General features: G+C 72.1%; 26 protein-coding genes. 8 read left to right on the forward strand and 18 right to left on the reverse strand.

The window, feature by feature from the left end; genetic code table 11:
• Window positions 1-117: 117 nt before the first annotated feature.
• From pdxT to pgsA, 6 genes are all read right to left on the reverse strand, one after another.
• A complete protein-coding gene (gene pdxT, locus ID554_RS02485) occupies window positions 118-723 on the reverse strand; it encodes a pyridoxal 5'-phosphate synthase glutaminase subunit PdxT (protein WP_117229262.1) in 606 nt (201 codons plus the stop codon).
• A gap of 74 nt (window positions 724-797) precedes the next feature.
• Complete coding sequence (gene pdxS / locus ID554_RS02490; RefSeq protein WP_117229264.1) at window positions 798-1706, reverse strand: pyridoxal 5'-phosphate synthase lyase subunit PdxS; 909 nt, start codon at window positions 1704-1706, stop codon at window positions 798-800.
• 149 nt (window positions 1707-1855) lie between these two features.
• Entirely contained in the window at window positions 1856-2353 is a 498-nt protein-coding gene (locus ID554_RS02495; protein ID WP_191088702.1) for a hypothetical protein, read from the reverse strand.
• Between the two features lie 35 nt (window positions 2354-2388).
• Entirely contained in the window at window positions 2389-3549 is a 1161-nt protein-coding gene (locus ID554_RS02500) for a glycosyltransferase family 4 protein (RefSeq protein WP_117229266.1), read from the reverse strand.
• A 13-nt stretch (window positions 3550-3562) separates the two neighbouring features.
• Window positions 3563-4441: a phosphatidylinositol mannoside acyltransferase gene (locus ID554_RS02505; RefSeq protein WP_117229268.1), complete on the reverse strand. Its 879-nt coding sequence runs from the start codon at window positions 4439-4441 to the stop codon at window positions 3563-3565.
• A complete protein-coding gene (gene pgsA / locus ID554_RS02510; protein WP_117229269.1) occupies window positions 4438-5049 on the reverse strand; it encodes a phosphatidylinositol phosphate synthase in 612 nt (203 codons plus the stop codon). The genes ID554_RS02505 and pgsA overlap by 4 nt, the downstream gene beginning before the upstream one ends.
• A gap of 246 nt (window positions 5050-5295) precedes the next feature.
• Between pgsA and ID554_RS02515 the strand changes: the two genes are divergently transcribed.
• The gene (locus tag ID554_RS02515; protein ID WP_117229271.1) at window positions 5296-7437 is read left to right on the forward strand and encodes an elongation factor G-like protein EF-G2; all 2142 of its coding nucleotides are present in this window, start codon (window positions 5296-5298) and stop codon (window positions 7435-7437) included.
• A 178-nt stretch (window positions 7438-7615) separates the two neighbouring features.
• Here the strand turns inward: ID554_RS02515 and ID554_RS02520 are convergent, their stop codons facing one another.
• From ID554_RS02520 to thrS, 3 genes are all read right to left on the reverse strand, one after another.
• Window positions 7616-8674, reverse strand: coding sequence for an aldo/keto reductase (locus tag ID554_RS02520; protein ID WP_117229272.1), 1059 nt, complete (start codon window positions 8672-8674; stop codon window positions 7616-7618).
• A gap of 321 nt (window positions 8675-8995) precedes the next feature.
• Window positions 8996-9508, reverse strand: a complete 513-nt coding sequence (locus tag ID554_RS02525) for an HIT family protein (protein WP_117229273.1) — start codon at window positions 9506-9508, stop codon at window positions 8996-8998.
• A 148-nt stretch (window positions 9509-9656) separates the two neighbouring features.
• Window positions 9657-11660: a threonine--tRNA ligase gene (gene thrS, locus ID554_RS02530; RefSeq protein ID WP_117229275.1), complete on the reverse strand. Its 2004-nt coding sequence runs from the start codon at window positions 11658-11660 to the stop codon at window positions 9657-9659.
• Window positions 11661-11859: 199 nt separating this feature from the next.
• Here thrS and ID554_RS02535 point away from each other — a divergent pair, with 199 nt between their 5' ends.
• From ID554_RS02535 to ID554_RS02545, 3 genes are all read left to right on the forward strand, one after another.
• Window positions 11860-12783, forward strand: coding sequence for a DUF1775 domain-containing protein (locus ID554_RS02535; protein WP_117229276.1), 924 nt, complete (start codon window positions 11860-11862; stop codon window positions 12781-12783).
• A 78-nt stretch (window positions 12784-12861) separates the two neighbouring features.
• A complete protein-coding gene (locus ID554_RS02540; RefSeq protein ID WP_117229294.1) occupies window positions 12862-13551 on the forward strand; it encodes a response regulator transcription factor in 690 nt (229 codons plus the stop codon).
• Between the two features lie 17 nt (window positions 13552-13568).
• Entirely contained in the window at window positions 13569-14981 is a 1413-nt protein-coding gene (locus ID554_RS02545) for a HAMP domain-containing sensor histidine kinase (RefSeq protein ID WP_396888528.1), read from the forward strand.
• Window positions 14982-15243: 262 nt separating this feature from the next.
• On the opposite strand, the gene ID554_RS02550 is transcribed toward ID554_RS02545, so the two are convergent.
• Window positions 15244-16269: an adenosine deaminase gene (locus ID554_RS02550; RefSeq protein ID WP_117229277.1), complete on the reverse strand. Its 1026-nt coding sequence runs from the start codon at window positions 16267-16269 to the stop codon at window positions 15244-15246.
• Window positions 16270-16482: 213 nt separating this feature from the next.
• Between ID554_RS02550 and ID554_RS02555 the strand changes: the two genes are divergently transcribed.
• From ID554_RS02555 to ID554_RS02565, 3 genes are read left to right on the forward strand one after another with little or no spacing between them, the layout of a single operon-like run.
• Window positions 16483-17376 carry an IS982 family transposase gene (locus ID554_RS02555; protein ID WP_191088568.1) on the forward strand — a complete coding sequence of 298 codons (894 nt, stop codon included), beginning with the start codon at window positions 16483-16485 and terminating at the stop codon, window positions 17374-17376.
• Window positions 17377-17411: 35 nt separating this feature from the next.
• Window positions 17412-18395: an aldo/keto reductase gene (locus tag ID554_RS02560; RefSeq protein WP_117227427.1), complete on the forward strand. Its 984-nt coding sequence runs from the start codon at window positions 17412-17414 to the stop codon at window positions 18393-18395.
• Window positions 18389-18652: a hypothetical protein gene (locus ID554_RS02565; RefSeq protein WP_396888461.1), complete on the forward strand. Its 264-nt coding sequence runs from the start codon at window positions 18389-18391 to the stop codon at window positions 18650-18652. Before ID554_RS02560 ends, ID554_RS02565 begins: the two co-directional genes overlap by 7 nt.
• A gap of 103 nt (window positions 18653-18755) precedes the next feature.
• Here the strand turns inward: ID554_RS02565 and ID554_RS02570 are convergent, their stop codons facing one another.
• The 7 genes from ID554_RS02570 to ID554_RS02600 form a co-directional block, all read right to left on the reverse strand.
• On the reverse strand, window positions 18756-18959 hold the full coding sequence (locus ID554_RS02570) for a cold-shock protein (RefSeq protein WP_013732668.1): 204 nt from the start codon (window positions 18957-18959) through the stop codon (window positions 18756-18758).
• A 313-nt stretch (window positions 18960-19272) separates the two neighbouring features.
• Window positions 19273-19545 (reverse strand): DUF4235 domain-containing protein, encoded by a 273-nt coding sequence (locus tag ID554_RS02575; protein ID WP_117227428.1) that lies wholly within the window; start codon window positions 19543-19545, stop codon window positions 19273-19275.
• Window positions 19542-19868, reverse strand: a complete 327-nt coding sequence (locus ID554_RS02580; protein WP_117227429.1) for a DUF3618 domain-containing protein — start codon at window positions 19866-19868, stop codon at window positions 19542-19544. The genes ID554_RS02575 and ID554_RS02580 overlap by 4 nt, the downstream gene beginning before the upstream one ends.
• Window positions 19865-20299 carry a phage holin family protein gene (locus tag ID554_RS02585; protein WP_117227430.1) on the reverse strand — a complete coding sequence of 145 codons (435 nt, stop codon included), beginning with the start codon at window positions 20297-20299 and terminating at the stop codon, window positions 19865-19867. Before ID554_RS02585 ends, ID554_RS02580 begins: the two co-directional genes overlap by 4 nt.
• Before the next feature lie 151 nt (window positions 20300-20450).
• Window positions 20451-21647 (reverse strand): mechanosensitive ion channel family protein, encoded by a 1197-nt coding sequence (locus ID554_RS02590; protein WP_117227571.1) that lies wholly within the window; start codon window positions 21645-21647, stop codon window positions 20451-20453.
• A 114-nt stretch (window positions 21648-21761) separates the two neighbouring features.
• Window positions 21762-22583, reverse strand: coding sequence for a DUF1206 domain-containing protein (locus ID554_RS02595; protein WP_117227431.1), 822 nt, complete (start codon window positions 22581-22583; stop codon window positions 21762-21764).
• A gap of 93 nt (window positions 22584-22676) precedes the next feature.
• Entirely contained in the window at window positions 22677-23060 is a 384-nt protein-coding gene (locus ID554_RS02600) for a hypothetical protein (protein WP_117227432.1), read from the reverse strand.
• Window positions 23061-23132: 72 nt separating this feature from the next.
• Between ID554_RS02600 and ID554_RS02605 the strand changes: the two genes are divergently transcribed.
• Entirely contained in the window at window positions 23133-23414 is a 282-nt protein-coding gene (locus tag ID554_RS02605) for a GNAT family N-acetyltransferase (RefSeq protein ID WP_223884612.1), read from the forward strand.
• Here ID554_RS02605 and ID554_RS02610 read toward each other — a convergent pair.
• A complete protein-coding gene (locus ID554_RS02610; RefSeq protein WP_117227434.1) occupies window positions 23398-24924 on the reverse strand; it encodes a glycoside hydrolase family 3 protein in 1527 nt (508 codons plus the stop codon). The genes ID554_RS02605 and ID554_RS02610 overlap by 17 nt on opposite strands.
• Window positions 24925-25158 lie beyond the last annotated feature (234 nt).

The raw sequence follows: 25158 nt of genomic DNA on the forward strand, positions 1-25158 counted from the left end.
CCCGCGTGCCGCCCGCGTGGGCGCCCGCGTGGTCGTGCCGCCCGCGTGGACGCGCGTCCCGCTGTCGGCGGCGCACGTCATCCGGGAGACCGGTCGTGCCGCCCGCGTGGACGCGCGTCACCGTGCCGCGCGGACCAGGTCCACGAAGTAGGCGTGCAGGCGGGCGTCGCCGGTGAGTTCCGGATGGAACGAGGTGGCCAGCAGGTTGCCCTGGCGTACCGCCACGACCCGACCGGCGGCCGGGCCGGCGGTGACCGTGCCGAGCACCTCGACGTCGTCGCCGACCCGCTCGACCCAGGGGGCGCGGATGAAGACCGCGTGCAGCGGGCCGCCCTCGACCCCGGCGATCTCCACCGGCGCCTCGAACGAGTCGACCTGGCGGCCGAACGCGTTACGCCGGACGGTCATCGCGATGCCGTCGAAGCCCCGCTGGTCGGGACGACCGTCGAGCACCTCGGCGGCCAGCATGATCATGCCGGCGCAGGAGCCGTAGACCGGCAGTCCGGCGGCGATGCGCTTGTCGATCGGCTCACGCAACTCGAAGATGTCCACCAGCTTGCTGATCGTGGTGGACTCCCCGCCCGGGATGACCAGGCCGTCGACCGCGTCCAGCTCCGCCGGACGGCGTACCGGTCGGGCCTGCGCGCCCGCACCGGTAAGGGCGGCGACGTGCTCGCGGACGTCGCCCTGGAGCGCGAGCACACCGATCACGGGTGGCGTCAACTGCGTTCCTTCCGGGTGTTAGCAGGGGTCCCCTGCTATGCACGAGGCGTTAGCAGGGGACCCTTCCTTTCACATCACCAGCCGCGGTCGGCGAGACGGTGCGGGACCGGGATGTCGTCGACGTTGATGCCGACCATCGCCTCGCCGAGCCCCCGGGAGACCTTGGCCAACACGTCCGGGTCGTCGTGGAAGGTCGTCGCCTTGACGATCGCGGCGGCCCGCTGCGCCGGGTTGCCGGACTTGAAGATGCCGGAGCCGACGAAGACGCCCTCGGCACCGAGCTGCATCATCATCGCCGCGTCGGCGGGGGTGGCGATACCACCGGCGGTGAACAGCACCACCGGCAGCTTGCCGCTCTCGGCGACCTCCTTGACCAGCTCGTACGGCGCCTGCAACTCCTTCGCCGCGACGAACAGCTCGTCGGTCGGCAGCGACGAGAGCCGACGGATCTCCTGGCGGATCTTGCGCATGTGGGTGGTGGCGTTCGAGACGTCACCGGTGCCGGCCTCGCCCTTGGAGCGGATCATCGCCGCGCCCTCGGTGATCCGACGCAGCGCCTCGCCCAGGTTGGTCGCGCCGCAGACGAACGGGACGGTGAACGCCCACTTGTCGATGTGGTTGGCGTAGTCGGCCGGGGTCAGCACCTCGGACTCGTCGACGTAGTCCACGCCGAGGGCCTGGAGGATCTGCGCCTCGACGAAGTGACCGATGCGGGCCTTGGCCATCACCGGGATCGAGACCGCGTCGATGATGCCGTCGATCATGTCGGGGTCGCTCATCCGGGACACCCCGCCCTGGGCGCGGATGTCGGCGGGGACCCGCTCCAGCGCCATCACCGCGACCGCACCGGCGTCCTCGGCGATCTTGGCCTGCTCGGGGGTTACCACGTCCATGATCACGCCACCCTTGAGCATCTCGGCCATGCCGCGCTTGACGCGGGCGGTGCCGACGACCGGGGTGGCACTGCTACTCGGGGAAGTCATCTGGGACAAGCTCCTCAGGCGTGCTCGGGCGGGGCGGGCAGCGCAGATGCTACGCGCGGCGCGACGCCCCTCCGACAGCCAATTCCAGGCGTGGTGGCCTGCTCTGTGGCCCCGGTCACCCACGTGACGAGACCGGCGCGGCGGACGGATCAGCGGGTGCGGACGTCGGCGGCGGGCACGGTGAGGGTCGGGTCGTCGATGTCGAAGTAGCGTGGCCAGGTGTGCCGCCGCCCCATCCGCAACAGCCGCACCAGCGGCCGACCGCGCGCCGTTCGGGCGTCCCGCACCAGGTCGGTGTGCACCTGCCGGGCCAGGGCGAGCCGACGGCTGGCCGCGATGACCGCGTCGCAGTCCGGGTCGGATGCGTCGAGTTCGACCGCCCGCAACTGCCTGGTCAGGTCGTTCTCGGCCGCCTCCCGCTCGTCCGGGCCGGCGTCCAGCGCGATCCGCGCCGCCGCGTACAACTCGACGCCGTACCGGCGCTCGGCCAGCACGGCCGCCGCGGCGGCCCGACGCAGCAGGTGGGCGTCCAGGGCGCGCGCGGCGAGTTGCGCGCGGGACTGGAGCCGCTCGACCCGGCCGGCGGTCCAGATGAGGTACGCCGCCACCAGGGCGACGACCACCGTCGCGCCCACCACCCACCACATGCCCGGCATCGTAGTGCTGCTCCCGTTCCTCCCGATCAGTCCGGCCCCACCCACTCCTGGTCGATCACCCGCCCGTCGGTCGCCTCGATCGCCGCTGCGTATACCTCCAGAACACGGCGGGCAACCACGGGCCAGTCGAAATTCGCCACCACCCGGTGCCCGCAGGCGGTCAACTCGGCCCGCTGGGCCGGGTCGTCCAGCAACTCGGCCAGACAGTCGCGCAACGTCACCGCGTCACCGGTGGGGAAGAGCCGCCCGGCCCGCCCGCCGTCGAGCACCCGGCGGAACGCGTCCAGGTCGCTGGCGACGATCGTGGTGCCGGCGGCCAACGCCTCGGTGAGGATCATGCCGAAGGACTCGCCCCCGGTGTTCGGCGCCACATAGAGATGCACGCTGCGCAGCATCCGGGCCTTCTCCTCCTCGGAGACCAGCCCGAGGAAGGTCACCCGATCCCGAAGACCAGGCGGAAACTGGTCGAAAAGGTCGTCCCGGTCCCCCGGGCCGGCGACCAGCAGACGCAGTCCGGGACGCTGCCGGGCCAACTCCACGAAGGCGTCGCGCAGGATCGGGAACCCCTTGCGGGGCTCGGTGAAACGGCCCAGGAAGCCCAAGGTCCCGCCGTCGCCCGGCGCGTACTCCCCCGGCCAGCCCGGCAACGGCTCCACCCCGGCGAACTTGGCCACCGCCACCCCGTTGGGGATCTCCACCGCACCGCCGTCCAGGTGCTCGACCTGCACCTTGCGGGCCAACGCGCTGACCGCGATCCGCGCGGTGATCCGTTCCAGCACGATCTGCAGGACGCCCTGGGCGACCGAGAGCACCCGGGAGCGGGTCATCGCGGTGTGGAAGGTGGCCACCACCGGCCCCCGCGCGGAGAGCACGGCGAGCATGGACAGGCTCAACGTCAACGGCTCGTGCACGTGCAGCACGTCGAAGTCGCCCCGGGTGATCCACCGGCGCACCCGGGCGGTGGAGACCGGCCCGAACGCGATCCGGGCCACCGAGCCGTTGTACGGCAGCGGCACCGACCGGCCGGCCGGCACCACGTACGGCGGCAGCGGCGAGTCCTCGTCCGCCGGAGCCAACACGCTCACCTCGTGGCCGAGCCCGATCAGCGCCTCGGCGAGATCCATGACGTGGTTCTGCACTCCGCCCGGCACGTCGAAGGAGTACGGGGAGACGATGCCAATCCGCATTGCGTCCGTCCCCTCAGTCCAGCCACATCCGCTGCAACATGTGCCAGTCTTGCGGATGCCGGGCGATGCCCGACGCGAGACCGTCGGCGATCCTCTGGGTCAGCGTACGGACCCGCTCGCCCAGCGTCCCCTCCGCCGGTCCCGGCACCGGCAGCGGCCCCTCGATCGAGGCGCACGCCGCATCCGGTTCGTACCACAGCGTCGCCGCGTACAGGGGGGCACCGGTCCGCAGCGCCAGCAGCGCCGGACCGGCCGGCATCCGGGTCCGGCCGTCGAAGAAGTCCACCTCCACGCCCCGGGCGGACAGGTCCCGGTCGGCCAGCAACGGCACCACCGCCCCGGCGTCGAGCCGGTCGGTCAGCACGTCGAGGGGCGAACGGGCACCGCCGGTGGTGGGCAGGATCTCCATGCCCAGGCCCTCCCGGAAGGCCACGAACCGCTCGAAGACGCCCTCCGGCTTGAGTCGCTCGGCGACGGTGGACAGCGGCCAGCCGTTGGCGACCACCCAGGCGCCGGCCATGTCCCAGTTACCGGCGTGCGGCAGCGCCACCACCGCGCCCCGCCCGGCCGCCACGTCGGCGGCGAGCTTCTCGGTGCCGTCCAGCCGGAAGCCGGCGAGCACCTGCTCCCGGCTCAGCGACGGCAGCCGGAAGGCCTCCATCCAGTAGCGGGCGTACGACCGCAGGCCCTGCCGGACGAACTCGTCCAACTCCGCGTCGGGCACCTCCGGCCCAACCACCCGGCGCAGGTTGGCGCGCAGCCGGGATGCTCCCGCGCCCCGGCGGCGGTGGGCCCGGTCCGCCACCGCGTCGAACGCCGCCGCCGCCACCGGCCGGGGCAACACCCGGACCAGCCGCCAGCCGGCGATGAACCCGAGTTCGGTGAGGTTCACCTGGATTGGGCCTGCCGGTAGACGTACCGCATTCGCTGGCCGACGGTGAACAGCGACACCGCCGCCAGCAGCCACAGCGCGATCGGCAGCGCCGCCGGGTGGACCAGGGCGGCGAGCAGGCCGCCGACACCGACGATCAGCAGGCGTTCGGTACGCTCGGCGATGCCGACGTTGCCGCTCATCCCGAGCCCCTCGGCGCGGGCCTTGACGTACGACACCAGACCGCCGACGGCCAGGCAGATCAGCGCGGCGGCCATGCCCGCACGGTCCCCCTCGCCGGCCAGATAGAAGGCGACCGCGCCGAAGACCGCGCTGTCGGCGACCCGGTCCATGCTGGAGTCGAGAAACGCCCCGAACTTGGTGGACCCGCCGCTCATCCGGGCCATCGTCCCGTCGAGCAGGTCGGTGAGCGCGAAGACCGTCACGATCAGCGCACCGGCGACCAGATGGCCGCGGGCGCCGAAGCCGAGCGCGCCGACGAGCACCCCGACGGTGCCCGCGACGGTGACCGCGTTGGGGGACACGCCCGCGCGCAGCAGGCTGCGGGCGATCGGCTCCACGACGCGGGTCATCCCCGCGCGGGCCGACACTTGGAAGATCTTCGCCATGGCGGGTCCACGATAACGGTCGGCGTCTGACCGGCGACACCGCCGGTCCGGGTGGCAGGGGTTGTGTCGCTCCGCCGACGGGTGTGAGATCGAGCCAGTAACGTGACCCGGCTCACCCGACCACCCGTTGACTGCACGGTTCGGAGCGCTCACCCGGAGGATATCGCCGCAGTACCCGCCCGGGCCGCGTCCCCGTCGCGCGCGGCGGTCGCCACCTACCACCACCGGTTCAGGGAGGTGCGCCCGATGGCGCAGAAGAGTCACGACAAGGGGGCCGCCGACGGCGTGCCGGCGGTGACCGACCCCGCCAGGATCCGCAACGTGGTGCTCGTCGGGCACTCCGGGGCGGGAAAGACGACGCTGGTCGAGGCGTTGCTCGCGGCCAGCGGCACGATCGACCGGCCCGGCTCGATCGCCGACGGCAACACCGTCTGCGACCACGACCCGGCCGCCGTACGCCAGCAGCGCTCGGTGGCGCTGTCCTGCGCGCCGCTGCACCACGACGGGATCAAGGTCAACCTGCTGGACACGCCCGGCTATGCCGACTTCGTCGGCGAGTTGCGGGCCGGCCTGCGGGCCGCCGACGCCGCCCTGTTCGTGGTCTCCGCCGTCGACGGCATGGACGCCGCCACCGCCGCGCTCTGGGAGGAGTGCGCCGCCGTCGACATGCCCCGGGCGGTCGCCGTCGCCCGGCTGGACCACCCGCGCGCCGACTTCGACGAGGCGGTGGCACTGTGCCAGCGCGTCTTCGGCGACAACGTGATCCCGCTCCACCTGCCGATGTTGGGCGACGACGGCGAGTCCACCGTCGGCCTGCTCGGGCTGATCACCCGTCGGGTCTTCGACTACACCGACGGCCTGCCCGCGCAGGCACGCGAACCCGACCCGGAGCACCTGCCGGCGATCGTCGAGTCCCGCAACGAGCTGATCGAGGGGATCATCGCGGAGAGCGAGGACGAGACCCTGATGGACCGCTACCTCGGCGGCGAGGAGATCGACTCCGCCCTGCTGGTCGAGGACCTGGAGAAGGCCGTCGCCCGCGGCCACTTCTACCCCGTGGTGCCGGTGTGCGCAGCGACCGGTGTCGGGCTGGACGTGCTGCTGGAGGTGCTCACCGCCGGATTCCCGTCCCCGCCCGAACACGACCTGCCACCGGTCACCGGCGTCGACGGGTCGCCCCGCCCGCCGCTGACCTGCGACCCGGACGGTCCGCTGGTCGCCGAGGTGGTCAAGACGACCGTGGACCGGCACGTCGGGCGGGTCTGCGTGGTACGCGTCTTCTCCGGCACGCTGCGTCCGGACCGTACGGTGCACATCGCCGGACACGGCCTGGCCGAACGCGGCCACCCGGACCACGACGCCGACGAACGCGTCGCCCACCTCTACCGCCCGCTGGGCGCCACGCTGCGCGAGGTCGGCGTCGCGGTGGCCGGCGACATCTGCGCGATCACCAAGTCCGGCAGCGCGGAGACCGGCGACACCATCTCCGCCAAGGACGACCCGCTGCTGGTCGCCCCGTGGGAGATGCCCGAGCCGCTGCTGCCGGTGGCCGTGGTGGCGAAGACCCGCTCCGACGAGGACGCGTTGGCCCGCAACCTGGCCCGGCTGGTGGCCGGCGACCCGACGATGCGGCTGGAGCGCAACGCGGAGACCCACCAGTTGGTGCTCTGGTGCATGGGCGAGGCACACGCCGACGTGGTCCTGGACCGGCTGCGCGCCGGTGGCGTCGAGCTGGACACCGAACCGGTGCGGGTGCCGATGCGGGAGACGCTGACCGCACCGGCCCGTGGACACGGCCGGCACGTCAAGCAGTCCGGCGGGCACGGACAGTACGCGGTCTGCGACATCGAGGTGGAACCGCTGCCGCGCGGCGCCGGTTTCGAGTTCGTCGCCCGGGTGGTCGGCGGTGCCGTACCGCACAACTACATCCCGTCGGTGGAGAAGGGCGTACGCGCCCAGATGGAACGCGGGCTGGTCGCCGGTCACCCGGTGGTGGACCTGCGGGTGACCCTGGTCGACGGCAAGGCGCACAGCGTCGACTCCTCCGACGCGGCGTTCCAGACCGCCGGGGCGCTGGCCCTGCGCGACGCCGCCGAGCGGGGTGGACCGGTCCTGCTGGAGCCGATCGACGAGGTCACGGTACGGGTACCCGACGGCAGCGTAGGCGCGGTGATGGGTGACCTGTCCGGCCGGCGCGGCCGGGTGCTCGGCACCGAACCCGACCCGGACGCCGAGGGCCGCACCCTGGTCCGCGCCGAGGTGCCCGCCACCGGACTGCTCCGCTACGCGGTGGAACTGCGCGCGATGACCGCCGGCGCCGGCACCTTCCGCCGCCACTTCCTCCGCTACGACCCCCACCCCACCGACCACCGCCACCCCATCCCCTGATAGCCACCCCCGTCCCCGCCGCCCTACCCTCACCCCCCACCGCCCTGCGCTAGCCCGCCGCCACCTCTCTTCGTCGATCATGGACTTGTGGTCGACCATTTGCCACCGTTAGACCCCTTTTGTGTGCGCCACGACTCCATGATCGGCGTGGGTGTGGGGTGCGGGGTGTGGGGGCGGGTTAGGGGCGGGCGGTGGGGAGCATGGGGCTGGGCCAGTAGGGGCGGTCGACCTCGCGGAGAGCGGCCGAGCGTAGGGCGGCGAGTCGGCGTTCGACCTCGGCGAAGTGGTCCGGGCGCAGCGGGCCGAGAGCCAGGGCGGCGGCGTTCTCCTCGACCTGGGCCACGGTGCGGCACCCCGGGATCGGGATGGTGCGGTCGCTGCGGGCCCAGATCCAGCCCAGCGCGCCCTGCGCCAGGGTGCGCCCGTCGGCGGTCAGCGCCGCCCGCACGGCGTACACCCGGCGCAGCCACTCCGGCGCGGGCCGCCCGCCCCGGAACCACTCCAGCCACCCCGAGGTCATGCCCCGGACGTCGTCGTGCGGCAGCGTCGAGCAGTGGTGGTACTTGCCGGTGAGCAGACCCATGCCCAGCGGCCCCCGGTTGACGCTGGCCAGGTCGTACTTGTCGCAGACGGCGAGCAGGTCGGGGGCGTCCCGGAGCACCGACAGGCTGTGCTGCACGACGGTGGCGTGCCGGACGCCCTGGCCGAGCGCCACGGCCCGGTCGACCCGGTCGGTGCTCCAGCCGTACGCGCGAATCAGCCCGTCGGCGACCAGGTCCTCCAGGACGTCGATCAACACCTGCGCCCGGGCCACCGGCAGGTCGGCCAGGTGCAGCTGGTACAGGTCGATCCGGTCGGTGCCGAGGCGACGCAGCGAGTCCCGTACCGCCCGGTGCAGGTACGCCGGGGACGCGTCCCGGCCGGTGGCCTGCCGGGCCCGCTCGTCGAACGTGTAGCCCCACTTGGTGGCGATCACCGCTTCGTCGCGCCGGCCGGCGAGGGCCCGGCCGAGGAGCCGTTCACCGTGCCCGGCGCCGTACGAGTCGGCGGTGTCGAAGAGGGTCACGCCGAGATCGAGAGCCCGGCGGACCGCCCGGACGGACTCCTCGTCGTCGACCGCTCCCCACCCCAGCGGGGTGTGCCCCTCCGACCAGGGGCCGGCGATCGCCCAGCAGCCCATGCCGAGGGCACTGACCTCGATCCCGCTGCGCCCGAGCGCCCGCGTCGACTCCGCCACCGGCGCATCGTGCCATCTTCCGGACACGGTTTGACAGACATCCAGCACGATCATCCGTACGGGGGACCGTCGCCCACGGATCACCCCGGATCGACCCGGATCCGCCCCGTTTTCCACCCCACCCGGACGACCTGCGGATCGCCCCGGAATCCCCTCCCCCGCCGACCGCCTTTGCTCTGCTCACCGATACGCATCGACTTCAGCGCGTGACTGTCGCGCGGGGTGAAGCAGAGCAAAGGGGCCCAGCGATGGTCGGCGCGGACCCGACGCCCCACGGCGGGCGCGACGGAGCCCGGGGGCAGGGCGAGCGGCGCGGGTGGGTCAGGTCGGCCAGGCGCGCACGAGCAGATCACGGGTGTCGCCGAGCAGTTGCGGCAACACCTTGGTACGCCCGATCACCGGCATGAAGTTGGCGTCACCACCCCACCGGGGCACCACGTGTTGGTGCAGGTGCGCGGCGATGCCGGCGCCCGCCACCCCGCCCTGGTTCATGCCCAGGTTGAAGCCGTGCGCGTTGCTGACCTTGCGGATCACCCGCATGGCGGCCTGGGTGAACGACGCAAGCTCGACCGTCTCGGGCCCGTCCAGGTCGGTGTAGTCGGCCACGTGCCGGTACGGGCAGACCAGCAGGTGCCCCGGGTTGTACGGGTACAGGTTGAGCACCACGAAGACGTGCTCGCCCCGCGTTACGACCAGGCTCTCCTCCGCCGGGCGGGCCGGGGCCAGGCAGAACGGGCAGCCGGAGGGTTGCTCGTAGCCGCCCTCGGGTCGGTCCTCGCCAGAGATGTAGGTCATCCGGTGGGGCGTCCAGAGCCGGTCCAGCCCGTCGGCCATGTCCCTGTCGATATGCTCGTCCGCTCCCCCAGTCACACCGGCGATCCTACGGCCCCGCCGCGCGGGTGCCGAGCCTCGGCCCGACACCCGGCGTGAGTGTTAGGAAGGGTCCCCTGCTCTACCTCAGGCGTTAATAAGGTGCCCTTCCTTACACCTGGGCGGAGGGGCCGACGTTGGTGCGGGTGCGGACGACGTCGAGCACGTGGGTGACGGCCTCGGCGAGCGGCACGCCGTTGCGCTGCGAGCCGTCGCGGTAGCGGAACGAGACGGTCCCGGCGGCCACGTCGTCGTCCCCGGCGATCACCATGAACGGGATCTTCTGCTGCTGCGCGGTGCGGATCTTCTTCTGCATCCGGTCGTCACCGGCGTCCACCTGGGCGCGGACGCCCTCGGCGCGCAGCGCGGCGACGAAGCCGTGCAGGTAGTCGGCGTGGTCCTCGCGGATCGGGATGCCGACCACCTGCACCGGGGCCAGCCAGGCCGGGAACGCCCCGGCGTAGTGCTCGGTGAGCACGCCGAAGAACCGCTCGATCGAGCCGAACAGCGCCCGGTGGATCATGACCGGCCGCTGCCGGGTGCCGTCAGCCGCCTGGTACTCCAGCCCGAAGCGCTCCGGCAGGTTGAAGTCGACCTGGATGGTGGACATCTGCCAGGTCCGGCCGATGGCGTCCTTGGCCTGCACGGAGATCTTCGGGCCGTAGAAGGCAGCGCCGCCCGGGTCGGGCACCAGGTCCAGGCCGGACTCCTCGGCCGCCGACCGCAGCGCCTCGGTGGCCCGCTCCCAGTTCTCGTCGGTGCCGACCGACTTCTCCGGGTTGCGGGTGGACAGCTCCAGATAGAAGTCGTCCAGGCCGTAGTCACGCAGCAGTTCGAGCACGAAGGCGAGCAGGGACTTCAGCTCCCCGGCCATCTGCTCCTCGGAGCAGAAGATGTGCGCGTCGTCCTGGGTCATGCCGCGCACCCGGGTCAGGCCGTGCACCACACCGGACTTCTCGTACCGGTAGACCGTGCCGAACTCGAACATCCGCAGCGGCAGCTCCCGGTAGGAGCGACCACGGGAGCGGAAGATCAGGTCGTGCATCGGGCAGTTCATCGGCTTGAGGTAGTAGCTCGCGCCCTCCACCTCCATGGGCGGGAACATGCCGTCGGCGTACCAGTCGAGGTGCCCGGAGACCTCGTAGAGGTGGCCCTTGGTGATGTGCGGGGTGTTGACGAACTCGTACCCGGCCTGCTCGTGCTTGAGCCGCGAGTAGTTCTCCATCTCGCGGCGGATGACGCCGCCCTTGGGGTGGAAGACCGCCAGGCCGGAGCCGAGCTCGTCGGGGAAGCTGAACAGGTCGAGGTCCGCGCCGAGCTTGCGGTGGTCGCGCCGGGCCGCCTCCTCCAGCAGCTTCAGGTACGCCTTGAGCGCGTCCCGGTTCGGCCAGGCGGTGCCGTACACCCGTTGGAGCTGCGGGTTGCGCTCGCTGCCCCGCCAGTACGCGGCGGCCGAGCGCATCAGCTTGAACGCGCCGATCAGCCGGGTGTTGGGCAGGTGCGGGCCCCGGCACAGGTCGGACCAGCAGACCTTGTCGGAGTCGGCGGCGAGGTTGTCGTAGATGGTCAGCTCGCCTCCGCCGACCTCCATCACCTCGGAGGAGTCCAGCCCCTCGCCCTTGACGTCGATGAGTTCCAGCTTGAACGGCTCGGCAGCCAGCTCCGCCTTGGCCTCGTCGAGGCTGTCGAAGCGCCGCCGCCGGAACCGCTGCCCGGACTTGACGATTTCCTGCATCCGCTTCTCGACCTTGGCGAGGTCGTCCGGCTGGAACGGCTTGTCGACGGCGAAGTCGTAGTAGAAGCCGTTCTCGATTGGCGGGCCGATGCCGAGCCGGGCCTCGGGGAAGACGTCCTGCACCGCCTGGGCCAGCACGTGCGCGGTCGAGTGCCGCAGCACGTCGAGCCCGTCCGGCGAGTCCAGCGCGACCGGCGCGACGGTGGTCTCCTCGGCCGGACGCCAGTCCAGGTCGCGCAGGGCGCCCTGCGGGTCGCGGACCACCACGATCGCTTTCGGGCCGTTGATGGGCAGCCCGGCCGCCGCAACCGCGTCGGCCGCCGTCGTCCCGGCGGCGACGACGACGGGGTCGGCCACGGCGGGGGTACGGGGTGCGGACACGGGTGAACTCCTCGCAGCAGATGTGACGGAAGGTGCCGGTGACGGCTCACCGCGATGCTATCGGTCGGCTCGGCGGCCACCGTCCCCGACACCGTAGGGGACGAATCCGGCCACCGTTGAACCTTTTCGGCCCGGAATCCGAACTACCGGGTGTGGCCGGAGCCGGTTCCGGCCGCGTCGACACGGATGGGGAGCCAGCATGGCGATGACGCGCGGCGGGAGCCGTCGGCGCCGGGGCGCGCTGGTGGCCGCCCTGGCCACGGCCGGGGTACTGCTCTGGCCCGCGACCACGGCGTGGGCCGACGGCGTGACGTTCACTCCGGCCGAGGCCCAGCAGGGCAACTCGGTGAAGCTCGAGTTCGTGGTGCCGGACGAGCGACCCGGGGTCCGCACCGAACGGATCGAGATCCGGATGCCGGCGGAGACACCGGTGGCCGAGGTGTATCCGCTCTCGGTGGAGGGCTGGGCACCGGTGATCACCCCACGGAAGCTCGACGTGCCGGTGGCGGGCATGCACGGACCGGCCACCGACGTGGTCACCGCGGCGCTGACCTGGACCCGGGCACCCGGTGCGGCGGGCGACGGGCCGGCCCGGCTGGTGTTCTCGATGGCGCCGCTGCCGCAGACCGAGCAGGTGCACTTCGAGTTGACCCAGACCTACGCCGACGGCCTCCAGGTGCACTGGGGCAACCGCCCCGGCCAGCGCCCGCTGCCCGCGCTGACCCTCACACCGGGCGACCCGGCGTACCCGGGTGCCGCCCACGGCGGGCACGGCGCGGCACCCGGCGGTGCGGCGCCGGACGGACCCGCGCCGGCCGCCGCCACGCCCGACGACGGCCCGAACGCCAACAGCCTGCTCGCCGCCGGCCTGGTCGCCGGCCTCGGCGGCGGCGCGGTGGTGGGCTGGCTGATCAGCCGCCGCCGCAGCACCACCGACGAGATCGACCGGTCGGTGCTCGACGAGCAGCCGGCCGCCGAGAGCGGCCCGGCGGCTACCGCCGAGCCGACGCCGAAACCGGCCCCGGCGGCCGACGCGACGACCGGACGGTCGGCGCCGGCGGCCGACGCGGACCCGCCGCAGCGCCGCGACGACCAGGTGGTCGAGGCGGGCGCTGCCCGCTGAGGCGCGGTCGACGCAGGCACGGCGTGTTGTCAGGTGGGCCGCAACGACGTACCGCGCCGCTCCGAGTACCGTTCTGGCGTGGCCACCGTCCTGCTGGTCGAAGACGATCACGTCGTACGCGGCGCGATGCTTCGGTCCCTCACCGACCGGGGCCACGCCGTGCACGCGGTCGGCACCGCGCTCGACGCGCTACGCCGGGTCGCCGCCGAGACCCCCGACCTGGTGGTGCTCGACCTGGGCCTGCCGGACCTGGACGGGTCGGACGCCCTGCGGATGCTGCGCGGCATCACCGACGTACCGATCATCATCGCCACCGCCCGCGACGACGAGCAGTCGGTGGTCAAGCTGCTGCGGGCCGGCGCCGACGACTACATGGTCAAGCCGTTCACCGGCGCGCACCTGGACGCGCGGATCACCACCGTGTTGCGCCGGGTCGGACGCGCCAGTCGCGGCGTGGCGCCGGCCGTGCACAGCGTCGGCGGGCTACGGGTCGACGTCGGCGAACGCAGCGCCCACCTGGACGGTGAGGCGCTGGCGCTGACCCGCAAGGAATTCGACCTGCTGGCCTATCTCGCCGCCCGTCCCGGCCGGGTGGTGTCCCGCCGGGAGCTCTTGGAGGAGGTATGGCGGCAGCCATCGGTCGGCGAGGACCAGACCATCGACGTGCATCTGTACTGGCTACGTCGCAAAATGGGCGAGTCCGCGGCGAAACCCCGCTACCTTCGCACCGTGCGGGGGGTCGGCTTCCGGCTGGTGGCGCCGGACTGAGGCGCTCGCTGGCGCTGCTGACCGGCGGCACCGGCGTCCTGCTGGCGCTGGCCTTCCTGATCCCGCTCGGCCTGAGCCTGGGCGGCCAGGCCCGCGAGGAGGCGATCGCCGACGCGGCCCGACGCAGCGCGCTGGTCACCGGAGCACTCGCGGTGAGCGTCGAGCCGGCGGTGGTGGACCGCGCGATCGAGGCCAGCGGTGACGACCCGGCCACCCGCCCGGTCGTGCACGGTCTCGACGACGTGGACGCCGAGGCCGGACGCGCCGACGCCGGGCAGCTCGACCGGGCCCGCGCCGAAGGACGCTCACTGGTGGTCGAGGTCGACGGTGGGGTGCTGCGGCTGGACCCGGTCGTGCTGGGTGACCGGACGGCCGTGGTGGAGGTCTTCGTACCCGACGAGGCCCTCGGTGGCTCGGGTCGCTGGTGGCTGCTGGCCGGGGTGGCCCTCACCCTGGTGGGCGCGGCCGTGCTGGTGGTCGACCGGCTCGCGGCCCGCACGGTGGACGCCACCCGGGGACTGGTCACGGCGGCGCTCGCGGTCAGCGACGGCGACCTGGGCGTACGCGTGGAACCGAGCGGCCCGCGTGAGCTGGCCGAGGCCGGCCACGCGTTCAACCGGATGGCGGAGCGGTTCGTCGCCGCCCGCACCGAGGAGCGTGAACTGGTGGCGGACCTGTCGCACCGGCTGCGTACCCCGCTGACCGTGCTCCGGCTCGACGCGGAGGCGCTGGAGTCCGACGACACCAGCGTGGACGCGTTCAGCCAGGCGGAACTGGACCACCGGCGCGGCATCCGGCGGATCCGGCAGGCGATCGTCACCCTGGAGGGTGAGATCGACGTGCTGATCAAGACCACCCGCAAGGCGGTGGCCACCGAGGCCGCGCCGGCGATGTGCGACGTGAGCGAGGTGGTCCGGGAGCGGATGGTGTTCTGGGCGGCCCTCGCCGGCGACCAGAACCGCCCGCACCGGGTGGTCGGCGCCCAGTTGCGCATCCCGGCGCCGGTGCCCCGGGCCGAGTTGGCCGCCGCGCTCGACGCGGTGATCGGCAACGTGTTCCGCTACACGCCGCAGGGCACCGCGTTCGAGGTGGCGGTGTCCCGCCGCGACGGGTACGTCGCCATCCGGATCGACGACGCCGGGCCGGGCATCGCCAACCCGGATCGCGCGCTGCGCCGGGGCGAAAGCGACCAGGGTTCCACCGGTCTCGGGCTGGACATCGCCAAACGGGTGGCGTTGCAGGCCAACGGTTCGGTGAGCATCGACCGGGCCCGGCTGGGCGGTACGAGCGTGGTGATGCTGCTCGCCGACCCGGAGGCGACGCCCCGGCAGGTCAGCCGGTTCGGTCTGGTGGGTCGGATGGCCCGGGAGGCGCGGGAGCAGAAGGGCAGCGGGCGCCGCTGGTCGAGGCAGCGGCCCACCAACGGATGACCACGCTGCGTGCCGTCGGGTTGTGCGGCGGCACAAGTCTTCCTTAGATCCGGATTAACGACGTCCCTTTGGCCCGGTACGGGTGTCAGGATCAGCTCTGAACCCAGCAGTTCCACCGGCTCTCCGCTCCCAGCGCGCATCGGCCGGTGGAGCCGTGCGCGCGGCGGGAGACACGGTCCCCCCACACCTTCTCCCGTCGCGCGCACTTCATCGCGTCCGCGGTCCCGACCGCGCTCGGCCGGGACCGGGAACCCCCACCTGATCAGCCGCGCGCGGCGGCCAGGTAGGCGTCGATCTCCTCGGCGATCCGCTGCTTGCCCGCCGGGTCGCCAAACGAGGCGGTCACCGCGTTGCGGGCCAGCGCCGCCACCTGTTCCGGGCCGGCGTCGAGCAGCCGGGCGGCCACCGCGTACTCGTCGTCGAGCGTGGTGCCGAACATCGGCGGGTCGTCGGAGTTGATCGTCACCAGCAGCCCCGCCTCGACCAGCGCCGGCAGCGGGTGTTCCTCGATGGCGGCCACCGCCCGGGTCCGTACGTTGGAGGTCGGGCAGACCTCCATGGCGATCTGCCGCTCGGCGAGGTACGCGAGCAGTTCCGGGTCCTGCGCGGCGGAGATGCCGTGGCCGATCCGTTCGGCGCGCAGCTCGCGCAGGGCGTCCCAGACGGTCTGCGGGCCGGTGGTCTCTCCCGCGTGCGGCACCGAGTGCAGTCCCGCCGCCCGGGCCTGGTCGAAGTAGGGCTTGAACTGCGGCCGGGGCACCCCGATCTCGGGGCCGCCCAGACCGAAGCTGACCAGTCCGTCCGGACGCTCGTCGAGGGAGATCCGCAGCGTCTCCTCGGCGGCCGGCAGGCCCGCCTCGCCGGGGATGTCGAAGCACCAGCGCAGCTCGATGCCGAAGTCGGCGGCGGCCCGCTTGCGGGCGTCCTCGATCGCCTCGCAGAACGCCGGTGCCGGAATGCCCCGGCTCACGTGCGAGTACGGCGTCACCGTCAACTCGGCGTAGCGCACCTGCTGGCGGGCCAGTTCCCGAGCGACCTCGTGGGTGAGGATCCAGACGTCCTCCTGGTCACGGATCAGGTCGACGACGCTCAGGTACAGCTCGATGAAGTGCGCGAAGTCGCGGAAGACGAAGTAGTCGGCGAGCAGGTCCGGGTCGGCGGGGACCGGCGTACGCCCCTCGTGGCGGGCGGCCAGTTCGGCGACGATCCGGGGCGAGGCGGAACCGACGTGGTGCACGTGCAGTTCGACCTTGGGCAGTCCGGCGATGAAGGTACGCAGATCGATCACGGGTTCTCCTGGGCGGTGGCACCGGCACACCGGCGACGACGACGGTCCGTGGGCAGTCTTACAGGCCGCCAGCGTGGTCGTGGAGAGGCACGTCCACTCGTGTCCGCCGCACGCGGCCCGGCCTCGGCACGGCCGCCAGGAGTCACTAGACGAGTAGTTCCGAAGTCAGGGGTCGATGTCTGGGCATGAAGAGAGGGCATCCAAGATCATGGTGTGACGCAAGACCTGGATACCCTCTTGACCGCACTGTACGTGAAGATCGACGACAGCATCCGCACCCCCCGGTGGCGGGGACGGCCGCCGCTACTGACCGACTCCGAACTGGTATGCCTCGCGGTGGCGCAGGTCCTGCTCGGTGCCCGCTCTGAGGCGCACTGGATCCGCTACGCCCGTATCCACCTGCGCCCCTGGTTTCCCTACCTGCCGCAGCGGCCGGGCTACAACAAACGGCTCCGCGCTGCCCTGCCGCTGATCAAAAAGGTCATCCGGGACCTGGCCCGCGACAGTGACTTCTGGTTCGACCACCACTGGATCGTCGACTCCACCCCCATCCCGTGCGGCATGTCCCGCCCCACCGCCCAGCGCTCAGACCTCGCCGGCTGGGCCGGATACGGCTACTGCGCCTCCCATTCCCGCTTCTTCTGGGGACTCCGGCTCTACCTGGTCTGCACCCCGACCGGGATGCCGATCCTGTGGGCCCTCGCGAACCCGAAGATCGGCGAGCGAGAGGTCCTCGCCGCGATGCTGGACGTCGAGGCCGGCGTGGTGGCAGAGCACGACAGGATCCTGCTGATCAGCGACAAGGGATTCGCCTCCAAGCCATTCGAGCGGCAGTTGGCCGAGCAGGGCATCGAACTGCTGCGCCCGTCCCGCAAGAAGGAGAAGGCCCGCTACGGCGAGCCGATGCTCAAGAAGGTCCGCCAGTTGATCGAGTCGGTCAACGACACCCTCAAAGGCCAGCTTGACCTGGAACAACACGGCGGACGAACCTTCGACGGTGTGGCCGTCCGGGTCGCCCAACGCCTCCTCGCCATGACCGCGGCGATCTGGCACAACAACAAGACCGGCGCACCCGTCACCCGGTCACTGATCGCCTACGACCACTGACCGCAATTCGGAACAACTCGTCTAGGCTCGGTCGTATGGAGCAACGCACCTTCCCCCGGATGGACCGACAGGTCGGCGTGGTCGGGCTCGGCGCCTGGCAACTCGGTGCCGACTGGGGCACGGTCACCGAGGACGACGCCATGGCGGTGCTGGACGCTGCGGTCGACGCCGGCATCACCTTCCTGGACACCGCCGACGTCTACGGCGACGGCCGCAGCGAGCAGCTCATCGGGCGTTTCCTCGCGGCCCACCCGGACGCCGGCCTGACGGTGGTCACCAAGATGGGGCGCCGGGTGGCACAAACCCCCGAGGCGTACATTCTGGACAATTTCCGCCAGTGGACGGATCGTTCGCGGGCGAACCTCGGCGTGGACACGCTGGACCTGGTGCAGTTGCACTGCCCGCCGACGCCCGTCTTCGCCACCGACGCGGTCTTCGACGCCCTCGACACCCTCGTCGCCGAAAAGCGCATCGCCGCGTACGGCGTCAGCGTGGAGACCTGCGACGAGGCGCTCACCGCGATCGCCCGGCCCGGCGTGGCCAGCGTCCAGATCATCCTGAACGCGCTGCGCCACAAGCCGCTGGAACGGGTGCTGCCCGCCGCCTCGGCCGCCGGGGTGGGCATCATCGCCCGCGTGCCGCTGGCCAGCGGGCTGCTCTCCGGGCGCTACGACGAGCAGACCACCTTCGCCGCCGACGACCACCGCTCCTTCAACCGGCACGGCGAGGCGTTCGACGTCGGCGAGACGTTCTCCGGCGTCGACTACGCGTTGGGGCTGGAAGCGGTACGCCGGCTCGCCCCGCTGGTCGGCGACGACCGGACGATGACCCAGTTCGCCCTGCGGTGGGTGCTCGACCAGGCCGGGGTCACCGTGGTCATCCCCGGCGCCCGCGACGCGGCACAGGCCCGCAGCAACGCCGCGGTGGCCGATCAGCGACCACTGTCGACGGAGGAGCTGGCCACGGTGGCCGCCGTCTACGACGAGCTGATCCGTCCGCAGGTGCACCAGCGATGGTGACCGGAGAGCCGACCGGCGGCACGAGCACCCCGGCGGAACCGAGCCTGGCCCCGCAGGACCGGATGAGCGGCTGGTTCCGGCTCACGATCGGCCTGCTGGCCGTGGTGATCGGGGCGATCTGGACGGTGCAGGGCCTCGGCTACGTCGAGGACAGCCTGATGACCGGCCAGCGGCTCTGGGCCGTACTCGGGCCGCTGCTGGCCCTCGTCGGTGTGGTGCTGCTCTGGCTGGGCGTCCGGGCCCGGACGCGGCGCTGACCGGCAGACGCGGAAAGCCCCGCGTCCGTACGGAACGCGGGGCTTTTGCACCTGTGCGGGGACTGCCTCGCCATCTGGCGGCCGGCGGTCGCCGACCGGTGCCTCAGAGGGGGCGGACCTGCTCGGCCTGCGGACCCTTCTGGCCCTGGGCGATCTCGAACTCCACCCGCTGGTTCTCCTCCAGCGTGCGGTAGCCGCTGGACTGGATGGCCGAGAAGTGGACGAACACGTCAGCACCCCCGCCGTCGACGGTGATGAAGCCGAAGCCCTTGTCAGCGTTGAACCACTTCACGGTTCCCTGCGCCATGTGTATCTCCTTCTAAAACTGGCGGCCGAGCACGCCGTGCGGCCGGTTGGCCGTTTTCGAGCAGCGGCGCCTGAGACGGCCCCCAATGCAGGAGACTTCTCTCAACCCACGCCATCTCTCAACAGCGTGGAACAGCAAACCACGTACGCAAAAACTTCGCACAGCCTACCCGACGAAATTCTCCGACATGTGACCTGACGGATGCGAAAGATCCGCTGTGCGGCGTCTGTGAGGTAAGGCGAAAGGCCCCCTCCACCGGGTACCGGCGAGGGGGCCGAGGCGGGCCGGGCAGCAGCCCGGACACCGAGATCTCCTAGTCGGGCCAGCGGCCGGTCAACCGGCGTACGCCCACCGCACCGCCACGGTCCACGGCGGCTCGGACGACGGAGAAGATCGCGCCCTGCAACGCCGCCGCCGCGAGGATCTCGCCCCAGCGGCGGTCCTCGTCGACGGGGTTGGGAGCGTCACCGTCGCCGGCGGTCAACTTCCACACCTGGCGGAAGATGGCGCCCGCGATCGCACCGGCGGCGATGCCGGCCAGAATGCCCACCGGCCGGTAGGCGACCTTGCTCAACCCCTTGCTCACACACGCCTCCCTCGAATGATCATCAGCACCACGGCGGCGACGATCGCGCCCGCCGCGAGGGCGACGAACGGCGCCGGCCCGTGCCGCCCCCGCACCGGCGGGTGGGTCAGGGCCGCCTGACCGCGCACCCGGGCGACGGTCAGCGCCGCCTGCTCCCGGACCCGCTCGCGCGCCTGGTCCGCCGAGGACTTCAACCGCTTCTTGACGTCGGCCTTGGCGGCCAGCGCCTCCACCGTCTCGCCCAACTCGACCCGGGTCCGTTGGATCTCCGCGCGCAGCGCCGCGGTGTCGCCGGCACCGTTGCGCGTCCCGTTGTGTGTCATGCCCGTCCCCTGTCCTTCACCGCCGCGCTGACCACGTCGACGTCGGCCCGCAGGCTCTGCACGGTCGCCTGCGGCACCGGCGGGACAGCCTGTTTGACCTGCTTCCTGCCGAGCAGTGCGAGGACACCGGCGATCAGGAAGACGGCCACCGCCACGATGAGCGCGGCCGCCCACGCCGGCAGCACCAGGGCCAGCAGCAGGATCGCGGCGGTGATCAGCGCGCCGAGGCCCAGGAAGGCCAGTGCGCCGCCACCGGCGAGCAGACCGACGCCGATACCGGCGTGCTTGCCCTTCTCGGTCAGCTCCGCGCGGGCCAGTGCGAGCTCGTCCCGGACCAGGCGGGACATCTGCTCCGTCGCCCGCTGGACCAGTTCGGCGGTGGAGGGCTCGCTTCCGTTGTGGGATGTGCGGACGTTCGCCACGTCAGCCATGCTGTCCCCCTCTCGTCGTCACCGCGCTGTATGCCCGAAGTCGCCGCCCGCCAATCCTGTGCGCGGAGAAGGAGCAGAGCGTCCCGCACGAGGTCCCCAGGAAACCTCCCGTCAAACCTTCCCGCCCACCGCACCACCGGCACGCCACGGGTCAGCGACGCGCCTCGACGGGCTCGTCCGGTCCGACGAACGCCTCGCTGCGGGCGTCGCCGTCGTCGCTGCCGCCGAAGAGGCGGGCGTCGCCGGGAACCTCCCCGTCGTCCGGGCCGCGGGTACGGCGGCGAGGGTTGACCCACTGCCAGGGCAGGGTGCCGGCACCGTCGCCGACCTCGGTACGCAGCCGCGGCAACGCGGTGGGCCGCTGGTCGCGTACCCAGGCCACCAGGTGCTCGCGGACCAGGCAGCGCAGGTCCCACAACGCACCGGCGCTGGCGGCGCTCACCAAGGCCCGCAGCTTGACCATGCCGCCGGTCGCGTCCGTCACCTGGAGTACGCAGACCCGGCCGTCCCACAGCTCGGTGCCCTCCACCAGGCGACGCAACTCCTCCCGCATCGACTGCACCGGGAGCGACCAGTCGACGTCGAACTCGGCCGTGCCGAGCACCGCCGCCTCGGTACGCGTCCAGTTCTGGAACGGGGTGCTGGTGAAGTAGGAGGTGGGCAGGATCAGCCGCCGGTCGTCCCAGATCTGCACCACCACGTAGCTGAGGGTCAACTCCTCGATCCGACCCCACTCCCCCTCGACCACGACCACGTCGTCCAGGCGTACCGCGTCGCTGAAGGCGAGTTGCAGTCCGGCGAAGACGTTGCCGAGCAGGCTCTGCGCGGCCAGCGCGGCGACGATACCGACCACACCGGCGCTGGTCAGCACACCGGCGCCGATGCCGCGTACCGCCGGGAACGTCATCAGCATCACGCCGACGGTGAGCACCACGATCACCACGATGGTCACCCGGCGCAGCATGACGACCTGGGTGCGGACCCGGCGGGCGTGCCGGTTGTCCGGCACGTCCACCCGGAACCGGGCCAGCGCGGTGTCCTCCACCACCACCAGCAGCGAGGTGACCAGCCAGGCGGTGGCCGCGATGACCGCGAGCACCAGCATGTGCAGCAGCACCTGCCGCCACGCGGTACCGACGGCGTAGCCGGTGCTGAACCGGACGGCGAACTGCACGGCGAGCACGGTGGCCGCGAGCTGGAACGAACGGTGGGCGTGCTCGGTCAACTCCATCATCAGCCGTGACCGACGGCCCCACCGCCGGATCAGGCGATGCACCACCTCGACCACGGCAACGGCGATCGCCGCCGCACCGAGCGCGGCGACGACCGTCACGAGATAGCTGTGCACGTTCACTCTTCCTTCCCACCCGACGGCAAGATCCGCAAAGGGGCTATGTTGCCTCGAATCGTCGCCACCGGCCACCGCGGCACCGCCGCGGTGGCCGGAGTCGGGGTGAAGAAGTCAGACCTTGCGGTAGCGGGACTGGAGGAAGCAGTAGAGGCCGAAGGCGGCGATACCCAGGCCGACCAGCGACAGCAGGATGGCGCCGAACGCCTGGTCCCGCAGCGTCCGCAGGGCGGCGTCCAGGCCCCTGGCCTTCTCCGGGTCGTAGTTGACCGCGGCGAGCACGACCAGCACGCCGGTCACCGCGAACGCGCCGCCCCGGGAGGCGTACCCGGCCAGGCCGAGCCGACGGGCGAGCTGCGTGGTCCGGGCGTTCATCTCGCCGGTCTTCAGCCGCTTCATGAACTTCTTCTTGATGCCGTAGACGACCATGCCGACGCCGAGCCCGGCGAGGGCCAGACCGGCGAGACCGACCAGCCACCGGCCGCCGGTCGACTCCATCATCCGGGCAGTCAGCTCCTCCTGCTGGGAGGCGCTGTCGGAGTTGGCGTTGGAGAAGACCTTCCAGGCCGTCCACGCCAGCCAGAGGTAGATGACCGTCCGGGCCGCCGAGACGACCCGTTCCTTGGTCCGGTCGTTGCCGCTCTCGGCCTGATGCCCGACGGCGGCTTCGAGGGCCTGCCAGATCGCCATGGCGACCATGCCGACGGCGATGGCGATGACCACGAACGTGCCCATCGGCTGCGCGGCGAGTGTCCGCAGCGCGCCGGACTGGTCACCGTCGTCGGAGGAGTTGCCGAATGCGATCTGCAACGCCAACCAACCGAACAACAGGTGCACGATCCCGTAGCCGATGAAACCGGCCCGGGCGAGGAGTTCCAGCCACCGGCTGTCCGCCGTTCGGGCGGCGGTGGCTTCGGCGTTCCGGGTGAGAGACATGGGCTCTCAATCTCCGGACGCGAAGATTTCCAAACGTGTCCAGCCGCCACCGGAAAGCGACGGCTGGACGGACCGGTCGGGCGACTGTCGGCGTCAGCCGGAATTGCGTGAGATGCGCACCTTGACCTCGGAATCGGTGACGCTGTCCAGGGTCACCGCCAAGCCGCCGACGTCGGCGGCCTGCTGGCCGACGGTCAGCGACAGCTGCTCACCGGCGACCTCGATGGTCACCACGTCGTCCTGGGCCTCGACGAGCCGGGCCTCGACACCGAGGATGCTGGCGCGCGCGTCCACCCCCCGGTCGAAGGTCACCGTGCAGGCGTCCAGCCCACAATCGGTACGGGCACCCTCGGAGCTGCACCCCATGAGCAGGGCTGCGCCGAGCGCGAGACCGGCCAGCAGACCGGCTGACTTGCGGGTGGGGACCCTCCAGGCGAGGGTACGGAGGCGGTTACCGGCGGGCGATCGGTTCGTCACCGCACCAGGGTACGAGACGGAGGCGAACGACCCCGGCGCCGCGGACCGACGGTGGACAATGGTCCGGTGAGCATGCTGGTCGAGGAGAACGCCGCCAAACACCGCTACGAGATCCTGGTCGACGACGCGTTGGCCGGGTTCACCGCGTACCTGCCCCGGGCGGAGGTGCTGGTGTTCACCCACACCGAGGTGGACCCGGCCTTCCAGAACAGGGGTGTCGGCTCGGCACTGATGCGCGGCGCCCTGGACCAGGTCCGGGACCAGGGGCAGCGGGTGGTGCCGCAGTGTCCGTTCATGCACGCCTACATCGAGCGCCACTCCGAGTACGCGGACCTGGTCACCAGCCTGACGTGACGGCGGTAGCACCGAGCAACTCGGCCACGGCCCGGCCGGCGGCCCGGGTCGCCCCGTGGGTGGCGACGTGCACCGCGCCGGCGACCAGTGCGGGCACGCCCAACTCCACCACCACGGCGTCGGGCCGGGCCGTCAGCACCCGGTCGACGGCGGTCCGCATCCAGTCGTGCCGGTGCAGGTCGCGTACCACCAGGACGAGCGGTCGGCCGGCGGCGTCGGCGGCCGGATCGGCCGGCACCTCGGACTGCGCGTAGCGGGCGCTGGTGGTGCCCGGCACCAGCGCGGTCAGCGGCGCGGCCACCCCCCACGGGGTCTCCGCCCCGATCGCGATGTTGTGCGGCGGCTGGAACTCCACCACGTGCGCCGGGGCGGCCAACGGCAGGTCGACACCCTCGACGGCACGGGTGACCCGGATCGCCCGCCGCGCGGCGACCAGCCCGACCGGCGAACCGCCGGCCGTCACCGTGGTAGGCCCACCCGCCGGCCCGGCCGTCCGGGCGGCCACCGTCCACGCCGCGAGCTGACCGACCCGCTTCGCCGCCTCGGCCAGCCGCTCCTCCGGTAACTCCCCGGCCACGACCGCGTCCACGATGGCGTCACGCAGGTGCCGGGCGGTCTCCTCGTCGGCATGCTCGCCGCCGACACAGATCGCGTCCGCCCCGGCCGCCAGCGCCCGCACCGCCGCACCGGCGAAGCCGTACCGGCCGGCGACCGCCTGCATCTCCACGGCGTCGGTCACCACCACGCCGTCGAAGCCCATCTCCTCCCGGAGCACGCCGCCCAGGATCCGGGCGCTCAGCGTCGCCGGCAGCTCCGGATCCAGCGCCGGCACCAGCAGGTGCCCGGTCATCACCGCCTGCACGCCCGCCTCGACCGCAGCCCGGAACGGGGCCAGCTCGACGGCGTCCAGCCGATCCCGGTCGCCGGTGATCCGGGGCAGGTCGTGATGCGAGTCCACCCGGGTGTCGCCGTGCCCCGGGAAGTGCTTGGCACAGGCGGCCACGCCGCCGGACTGGAGGCCGCGTACCCAGGCGGTGGTGTGCCGGGCCACCACCGACGGATCGGCGCCGAACGAGCGGACGCCGATCACCGGATTGTCCGGATTGGAGTTCACGTCGGCGTCCGGCGCGTAGTCCAGGGTCACGCCCAGCGCGGCGAGTTCGACGCCCAGGTCGCGGGCGACCTCCTCGGTGAGGGCCGGGTCGTCCACCACGCCGAGGGCGAAGTTGCCCGGCCGGGTGCTGCCCCGACCCGACTCGATGCGGGTGACGTCGCCCGCCTCCTCGTCGATCGCCACGATCACGTCCGGCCGCTCCGCGCGCAGCCCGGCGGTGAGCGCCGCGACCTGCTCCGGGTCGACGACGTTACGGCTGAACAACACCACCGCACCGAGCCCGTCGCCGAGCCAGCGGCAGACCCACGCGGGCGGTACGGTGCCGACGAACCCGGGCTGCAGGACCGCGGCCGCCAACGCCGCCAGATTCCCGTTCGCTCGCTGACGCTCGCTCATGACCGCCCTCCGCTACGCTCCGGGCCGCCATGAGGCACCACCGCACTGCACCGATGATTCGCTCGCTGACGCTCGCTCATGACCGCCCTCCGCTACGCTCCGGGCCGCCATGAGGCACCACCGCACTGCACCGATGATTCGCTCGCTGACGCTCGCTCATGCGGTCGCGTACCCCCGTCATCTCCGCTGCGGACTCCCCCGCCACCCGGCGGTGCAGTCATGGTCACACCGTGC

It is taken from the genome of Micromonospora craniellae, from assembly GCF_014764405.1.
Lineage (GTDB): Bacteria > Actinomycetota > Actinomycetes > Mycobacteriales > Micromonosporaceae > Micromonospora > Micromonospora craniellae.

Coding starts and splice junctions, on each gene's coding strand:
- pdxS (WP_117229264.1), bottom strand. CDS start 1,706: ATGACTTCCCCGAGTAGCAGTGCCACCCCGGTCGTCGGCACCGCCCGC.
- ID554_RS02495 (WP_191088702.1), bottom strand. CDS start 2,353: ATGTGGTGGGTGGTGGGCGCGACGGTGGTCGTCGCCCTGGTGGCGGCG.
- ID554_RS02500 (WP_117229266.1), bottom strand. CDS start 3,549: ATGCGGATTGGCATCGTCTCCCCGTACTCCTTCGACGTGCCGGGCGGA.
- pgsA (WP_117229269.1), bottom strand. CDS start 5,049: ATGGCGAAGATCTTCCAAGTGTCGGCCCGCGCGGGGATGACCCGCGTC.
- ID554_RS02515 (WP_117229271.1), top strand. CDS start 5,296: ATGGCGCAGAAGAGTCACGACAAGGGGGCCGCCGACGGCGTGCCGGCG.
- ID554_RS02525 (WP_117229273.1), bottom strand. CDS start 9,508: ATGGCCGACGGGCTGGACCGGCTCTGGACGCCCCACCGGATGACCTAC.
- ID554_RS02535 (WP_117229276.1), top strand. CDS start 11,860: ATGGCGATGACGCGCGGCGGGAGCCGTCGGCGCCGGGGCGCGCTGGTG.
- ID554_RS02560 (WP_117227427.1), top strand. CDS start 17,412: ATGGAGCAACGCACCTTCCCCCGGATGGACCGACAGGTCGGCGTGGTC.
- ID554_RS02565 (WP_396888461.1), top strand. CDS start 18,389: ATGGTGACCGGAGAGCCGACCGGCGGCACGAGCACCCCGGCGGAACCG.
- ID554_RS02570 (WP_013732668.1), bottom strand. CDS start 18,959: ATGGCGCAGGGAACCGTGAAGTGGTTCAACGCTGACAAGGGCTTCGGC.
- ID554_RS02580 (WP_117227429.1), bottom strand. CDS start 19,868: ATGACACACAACGGGACGCGCAACGGTGCCGGCGACACCGCGGCGCTG.
- ID554_RS02585 (WP_117227430.1), bottom strand. CDS start 20,299: ATGGCTGACGTGGCGAACGTCCGCACATCCCACAACGGAAGCGAGCCC.
- ID554_RS02595 (WP_117227431.1), bottom strand. CDS start 22,583: ATGTCTCTCACCCGGAACGCCGAAGCCACCGCCGCCCGAACGGCGGAC.
- ID554_RS02605 (WP_223884612.1), top strand. CDS start 23,133: ATGCTGGTCGAGGAGAACGCCGCCAAACACCGCTACGAGATCCTGGTC.
- ID554_RS02610 (WP_117227434.1), bottom strand. CDS start 24,924: ATGAGCGAGCGTCAGCGAGCGAACGGGAATCTGGCGGCGTTGGCGGCC.